The sequence below is a fragment of the Mesorhizobium sp. M7A.F.Ca.US.006.04.2.1 genome (assembly GCF_004022915.1).
In the GTDB taxonomy this organism is placed as follows: Bacteria; Pseudomonadota; Alphaproteobacteria; order Rhizobiales; family Rhizobiaceae; genus Mesorhizobium; species Mesorhizobium ciceri.
This window is the reverse complement of the sequence record NZ_RZQA01000332.1, coordinates 1-6,256: the sequence shown is the minus strand read 5'-3', so window position 1 is coordinate 6,256 and position 6,256 is coordinate 1. Positions and strand designations below refer to the sequence as shown.

The 6,256-nt window shown below is 61.0% G+C and carries 9 protein-coding genes and 1 pseudogene; 3 read left to right on the top strand and 7 right to left on the bottom strand.

Annotated features, from left to right (window positions below):
• Window positions 1-421: pseudogene (locus EN925_RS18405) on the top strand (ornithine cyclodeaminase); the annotation flags it as partial.
• Window positions 422-572: 151 nt separating this feature from the next.
• Window positions 573-1,043 carry a MucR family transcriptional regulator gene (locus tag EN925_RS18400; protein WP_127368297.1) on the top strand — a complete coding sequence of 157 codons (471 nt, stop codon included), beginning with the start codon at window positions 573-575 and terminating at the stop codon, window positions 1,041-1,043.
• A 132-nt stretch (window positions 1,044-1,175) separates the two neighbouring features.
• Here EN925_RS18400 and EN925_RS18395 read toward each other — a convergent pair whose 3' ends face one another.
• From EN925_RS18395 to EN925_RS39685, 6 genes are all read right to left on the bottom strand, one after another.
• The gene (locus EN925_RS18395; protein ID WP_127368298.1) at window positions 1,176-2,072 is read right to left on the bottom strand and encodes a LysR family transcriptional regulator; all 897 of its coding nucleotides are present in this window, start codon (window positions 2,070-2,072) and stop codon (window positions 1,176-1,178) included.
• Between the two features lie 300 nt (window positions 2,073-2,372).
• Window positions 2,373-2,717 carry a hypothetical protein gene (locus EN925_RS18390; protein WP_127365581.1) on the bottom strand — a complete coding sequence of 115 codons (345 nt, stop codon included), beginning with the start codon at window positions 2,715-2,717 and terminating at the stop codon, window positions 2,373-2,375.
• A gap of 19 nt (window positions 2,718-2,736) precedes the next feature.
• Window positions 2,737-3,177, bottom strand: coding sequence for a hypothetical protein (locus EN925_RS18385; protein ID WP_127365580.1), 441 nt, complete (start codon window positions 3,175-3,177; stop codon window positions 2,737-2,739).
• Between the two features lie 282 nt (window positions 3,178-3,459).
• Window positions 3,460-3,723 (bottom strand): hypothetical protein, encoded by a 264-nt coding sequence (locus tag EN925_RS39690; RefSeq protein ID WP_164753786.1) that lies wholly within the window; start codon window positions 3,721-3,723, stop codon window positions 3,460-3,462.
• Window positions 3,724-3,763: 40 nt separating this feature from the next.
• Window positions 3,764-3,892: a hypothetical protein gene (locus tag EN925_RS41500; RefSeq protein ID WP_275955654.1), complete on the bottom strand. Its 129-nt coding sequence runs from the start codon at window positions 3,890-3,892 to the stop codon at window positions 3,764-3,766.
• Between the two features lie 295 nt (window positions 3,893-4,187).
• Window positions 4,188-4,355: a hypothetical protein gene (locus EN925_RS39685; protein ID WP_164753788.1), complete on the bottom strand. Its 168-nt coding sequence runs from the start codon at window positions 4,353-4,355 to the stop codon at window positions 4,188-4,190.
• Between the two features lie 324 nt (window positions 4,356-4,679).
• Here EN925_RS39685 and EN925_RS18375 point away from each other — a divergent pair, with 324 nt between their 5' ends.
• Window positions 4,680-4,883, top strand: a complete 204-nt coding sequence (locus EN925_RS18375; protein ID WP_127368299.1) for a hypothetical protein — start codon at window positions 4,680-4,682, stop codon at window positions 4,881-4,883.
• Window positions 4,884-5,071: 188 nt separating this feature from the next.
• Here EN925_RS18375 and EN925_RS18370 read toward each other — a convergent pair whose 3' ends face one another.
• Window positions 5,072-5,998, bottom strand: coding sequence for a DUF2493 domain-containing protein (locus EN925_RS18370; RefSeq protein ID WP_127365578.1), 927 nt, complete (start codon window positions 5,996-5,998; stop codon window positions 5,072-5,074).
• Window positions 5,999-6,256 lie beyond the last annotated feature (258 nt).

The following is a 6,256-nucleotide window of genomic DNA, read 5'->3' as shown; positions in this document are numbered from 1 at the left end:
GTGCGCAACCATTCTCACCGACAACATGGTCGGCTCCGGCGTCCACATCAACGCCGTCGGCGGCGATTGCCCCGGCAAGACCGAACTGCACAGGGACATCCTGCTGCGCTCCGACATTTTCGTCGAGTTTCCGTCACAGACACGCATCGAGGGCGAGATCCAACAGCTTGATCCCAACCATCCGGTGACCGAGCTCTGGCAAGTGATCACCGCCAAGGCACAAGGGCGCCGAGACGCCAAGCAGATCACGCTGTTCGATTCAGTCGGCTTCGCGATCGAGGATTTTTCGGCCCTGCGCTATGTGCGCGACCAGTTGCAGGCGACCGGCCTCTACGAGGAGCTCGATCTGCTCGCCGATCCGGATGAACCGCGCGATCTGTTTGGCATGCTGCTGAGGGCAGCCATGCAGCCGGCAGCATAACAAGGCTCGCTCAAAAACTGTATCCGCCCTCCTGCCCAATTGCACTTGCACCTTCTTCTTGTCTTGTGCACCCGGTGCGCTTTGCTGTAGCGAGGCTGCTGACGTAGATCGGGGCTACGGCTACTGGAAGAGCAAATGAAGGGTTGGCCAAATGCCTGAAGATCTTATCGAGTCCGACGCGGAATTGCTGGAGATGACCGCTGACATCGTTTCCGCCTATGTCAGCAACAACCCGGTTCCCGTCACCGAACTCGCGCGCGTAATTGCCGATACCTATGAAGCGATCAGCAAGCTGCAGGGACCGCCCCCGCCCAAAGCGGAAGAGAAGACTACACCCGCTGTCCCGATCAAGAAATCGGTGACGCCCGATTTCATCATCTGCCTGGAAGACGGCAAGAAGTTCAAGTCGCTCAAACGGCACCTTGGCACTCACTACGATCTGTCGCCGGATGCGTACCGGGCGAAATGGGGCCTGCCCGCCGACTATCCGATGGTTGCGCCGAATTATTCCGCGGCGCGATCGACGATGGCGAAGGCGATCGGTCTGGGACGGAAGGCCGTAGCGCCTGAGCCTGAAGCGGCGCCAGCGAAGCGCCGCAAGATCGGCATCAAGACGACCTGACATCGAGGTTATTTGGCTCGAACGGCCCGCGTTCTGTTGCAGCAGGCGCGGGTTGATCACTGTTCGACAAAATGAACCCTGCCCCTTATTCAAGGGCAGCGGCCATCAAGGACAACGCTCCTCAAGGGAGCATCACCCTCCCGCAGACGGCGTCTGTGCAAACGCAGCGATTATCGCTTCGAGCGAGACGTTCAATGCGTTAGAAAAGGTCCTGCCCTTCTGCCAAATCGCAACGTAGTGATAGAGCGCGGACGGTTCCACCGGTTTTGCTTCGAGGTTAAACGCCGCGTACTCACGCGCGATGATCTCGTTGGTTATCGAAATGCCGAGGCCAGCCGAAACGTATCCGGCTTCGTGACCGTTGCAATCGAATTCCACCAGTATGTCTGGCTCAACGCCGGCGAAGCGCAAGGCATTGAAGTTCATTTGGTGTGCGGCGAACTGCGGATCGATATCGACGATCGTTTCGCCTGCCAGGTCGTGAGCCTCGATACAGGCCTGTTTTGAAAAGCGGTGGTCGGGATGGAAGATGCATACGTTTCGTGCCGACCCAAGCGGCGCCCACTCAAAGAGACTTGGATCCAGGGGCAGCCTCGAGATTCCGAGTTCGGCACGCCCTGCCAGGATGTGCTCGCCGATCTGCTCGTAGCTTCCCGAAAGTGACCGGACATTCGAGGCGGTCTTTGAGTGGATGATCGCCACGACCTTGGGCAAGGTCACGAAACCGAAAACAGAAGGCGCGGCAATCGCAATCCGCTGCTTTTCGTCGTTCTTCATCGCGAAGATCGACGCTTCCAGCCGATCCAGCGACGTCAGGGCAAGTTCTACGTTTCGCAGAAGTTCCCATGCTTCCTGCAAGGGGACGATGCGGTTGGCTGATCTCTTGAAGAGTGTGATGCCGAGCGTGGTCTCGAGTTGCTTCACATGTTGACTGACGGCCGGCTGGCTAATCCCGAGCGCTGCCGCCGCTCGCCTTGTAGAACCAGCCCGCAACACTTCTCGGAAGACCTTCAGTTGACGGAGCTTCAGACGATTTCACCGGTGAACTCGTTCGATGCGGACTTCTTGAAGGTGCCGATGGTAGCCATTGTAAAGTCTCCTTTTCTGTTTCGAGCCCGCACCATGCGGCCTCGATGGCGATCGCTTGGCCGGAGGCGAGCGACGACGCATCGCTTGCGACCGGAGCAACGCGGAGGACGGCGCCGGAACGACTTTCTTGTTTCGCGAGGAATGGCGGCGCTCGGGGTCCCCATGCGCTTGCCGCGTGGGGTGGGAGCCGGCAGGGGAAGAAAGTCGGGACGCGTCGTTGCGGCTTAGGCGGTCGAGGCTTCAGCCGTCCTTCGGCCAGATCAGCCCATTGAAGAGGCCGTTTGGAGCGCTCTTGGAACAGTTTGGCAAAGGAGACAGTGGCGTCCAACGCGCCGCCAGCAGATCGCTGCGGGCTGGACCGGCATCGCCTAGACATCCAGGCATCACGCGCATCTCCAACGACGCGGCGACGGGTCGCCTACCGTCCTGCCACCGCATGGCCGGTCTGCCCTGCGGCGTCGACAGAATGTCCACGCTCACAAACAAGGCCGCGCCGTCGAGGTCGTTTGCTCTATCCTTCGCATGCAGCCCGATTGCTCCAAGCACCGACGATGAGGAGGCTAAGGCTTCGTCGGTCTGGTCCACCCGCCTCGCTCGCGCGGGTTTAAGCTTCAACCATGTCCCTACCGGATTGGTCGGCGGCGGCCATGCCCGCGAGCCGCAGATATGCCGTGACGCCGACGGCGACCCCGCCAATGACGGAAAAGACGATCTGCCAGATTTCCGAAGGCATCATGTGCTTCGCAATGCCATGGCTGGCATGGTAGCCGGCAACGATCGCGGGAGCGACGAAGACCATCGCGATCGCCAGCCTCACCCACATAGGCCTGACAACGCCGAGGAGGATTTGGCCGATGCCGAGCGTCAACCCGGCTGCGAGGATGCCGACAAGGATCGCGCCAAGCCAGCCGGCACCGGTGTTGAATGCCCATGCACCTGCGTTGATGCCGACGAACAAAGGGAGGGCGACGACGGCAGACGTGAAGAGCAACCAGCACAAGATGCCGATGGCCGCGACGCAAAGGAGAATGCCGAGGATGATCATGGTGGTGTCTCCGAGAGAACGACTCTGGCGATTGCGCCTTCCACCACCACCTGGCGCAGTGCACAGCATAGCAAAGGAAAAGCGCGGGTGAAACCCGCCGGTCTTCTTGGTAGTGGGTCAATTTGAAATTAGGGCTGGGTAGCGCTCTTGTCGGTAAGCCGATCTAGCAGCTTGCGGGACTCCGCGATTATGCGGCGGGTCTCTGCGATGGTGGCGTGCAAGTCTTCCACACCTGCCGCCGCTCGTATCTGGTAGAGGCGCGCATGTTCTGCGGCAAGGTGATCAAGTTCCCACTCGTCCATCAGGGGACGGTCCATTGCGGATTAGCTCGAACGTCACCTTTACCACAAACAGCGGCGCGCTTGTACCGTCATGAACTCGGATTGCGACTTCGCGAAACGTGCCGTCCGGCATCTGGTCCTTGGCGATTTCGAGCAACGCCCTTGCTGCCTCATCTTCGGCAGAAGCTAGGCTTGGAAGGTCCGTGCCTTCCGTGTCCGGGTATGAGGTTCCGTTGTCGATTAGATCGAAGAAGAAGCGGGCCATGTGGCCCTAATCATGAACCCTCAGAAATGTTTCATTGCTGCTACATCTCAATCAGGGCGTAGGCCACGCCGAAGATTGCAAGCGTTGCAGCCGCAAAAAACGCCCAGCCTTTTAAGGCGGCGCGCACATCCTCCGGCTTCGCGCCCTTCTGGTTATCGTATTCGTCCATAGTAAAGACCCTGGTTCATAGGTCTGTCTTGATACCAACATCAATAGACGGTGGGCAACCCTTCAGCGGTCGGCTTTGTCATGCGAACACGCGCTTCTTATAGGAGCCGCGCACCGTCGGCTTCTGAGCTTCCTTCGCTTTGCTTGGGGTGCTTATCGGTCATGGCTTGAAGAGGGCATATGCTTCCGCCAATTTCCAGACGGCGCGTATGCAATGCACGTATCGTGATCGGGGCTGACTTTCAAACTGACCCGCTACCGTCTTCTTGCATCGGCAGGCGCGATGTCTGCCCCCGTCATGGGGCGAACGGGTCGATTTCGCCGATAACGGCGGTGTCGTCGCCGTCATACTCGTTCGCCGGCACCACCGAGAGGGTGCCGTCGCCAGCACGAAAGATGACGATAGTGACCATGAGAGTGGCGGCGAGGCTGAAGGCGAAGGCATGTGCGTCTGCGAAGGACATCGATCCGGCTCCTGTTTGAAGCGGAGGACCCTCCCCCGCTGACAGGCGCCCGATGTGTTCGGCCGGTGGCCGCAATCACCGCGAAGGCGAAGCCGGAGCGGCGGCACGCTTCGCGTAGTCCGACCCCTTGCGGGTTGATGGCCTCAGGCCATCGGCTGGACCAAGGATCAGCGCAATGGATCGCGGGGTGCGGTCATCTTCAAGTCAGGAGCAGCGGGCATTGTTGAGGCAACGCTCTTGCTCCAGGAGAGCCTGAGCGAGCTGCCGCGCGATGTGGCGGGCGTCGAGCGAGAAACCGGACGCCCATGATCGCGATGGATCCTGGTGGAAGCCGCCACGCTGAAAATGAGGATGAAGCCGGGCGATGACGCTGTGCAGTTGCGGTGGCAGGCGCAATCCAGCTCTCTCGGCGTAGCGAGCCGCCTTGTCGAGATCGTGCCCGATATGGCGCGGTTCCAGCAATCATCGGTCGCGACTCTGAGAAGATACGACTTCAGGAGCAATTCAATGGCGATGGCGATGGCGTGAAGGGCCGCATTGTTCCTGCCTCGATCCGCCGCCCAGTCAGTGCCATCGAGGTGAGCGGCGGCATTGCGCAAGAAGGTGTCGGCAAGCGCGACGTCCAGTGTGAAGCTTTCGGGAAAGGATACGACGACATAGATTGAAAAATGCCGTGTCTCCCGGCTATGTATCGGGGGCTTAGGTTCCGGCGGCGCTTACGCGCCGCCGTTGACCAGCCGATAGACCGGAATGCCGAGTTTGCGGGCCTTGTCGGCGAGGTTCTCCTGAATGCCGGTGCCCCGAAAGATGATGACGCCGATCGGCATGACCGCCAACATCTGGTCGTTGCGCTTGAAGGGAGCGGCCTTGGCATGCTTGCTCCAGTCGGGCTTGAAGGCGACCTGCGGCACCTTGCGATGATCGGCCCAGCGGGCGGCGATCTTTTCGGCGCCTTTCGGTGATCCGCCGTGCATCAGCACCATGTCGGGGTGCTTGGCGCGGATTTGGTCGAGCTTTGCCCAGATCAACTGGTGATCGGCGCTATCGCCGCCGGAGAAGGCGATCTTGGGGCCGGCGGGTAACATGATTTCGGTTTCCGCGCGCCGCCTTGCCGCGAGGAAGTCGCGGCTATCGATCATTGCGGCTGTGAGATGGTGGTGGTTGACCATCGACCCCGTGCGCGGTCGCCAGGCCGAGCCGGTTTGCTGATCGTAGTGGTCGGCGGCCTGGTCGCGCATGAGCTCGAAGGCGTCGCGCCGTTCGATCATGGTCTGGCCCTGGGCGGTGAGTGTCTCGAGTTCAACCGCCTTGATCTCGGTGCCGTCCTGTTCGCGCTGCAGGCGGCGCTGGGCCTGCTCGTTGTCGTCCAGTTGCCGCTCGATCCGTTGTACAGCGCGGTGGAAGACATTGGTGACGGACCAGAGCAGATCATCGAGGTCGGATTCGAGGCGCGTGTCAGCCAAGGTGGCGATGAGGGCGTCAAAGATGTCGGCCACCGCGCCGGCCACGTGGTCGCCGCCGGGGAGCGGTCGCGGATCTGGCTCGTCCGCATAGGGGCGCCAGCCATAAAGCTGGAGTTCGGTGAGGATATGATCGGTCGGAGAAGCGGCGTGGTGCGGTTCGCTGTCGTCGTGCTCGCTCATCGGATGCTCCCGTCGGGTGACCGCGACCCTCGCGGCCTTCATGGCGGCGAGAGCCCACGGGCGGGACGGTCCGACACCCGCAGCGAAGCGGAGGGCCGGAGCGTAGCGGAGGATGGCGGCGTCCGGCTATTTTGCTTCGCGATGGAAAGGCGTCGCGCCCAATCGCTGCCATTCGCGATTGTCGTGCGCCGCCGGAAAATAGTCGGCCGCCGCCATTGCCTGACCGGCACGACTGTGGGCCCGATCGCCCTCTTAAAG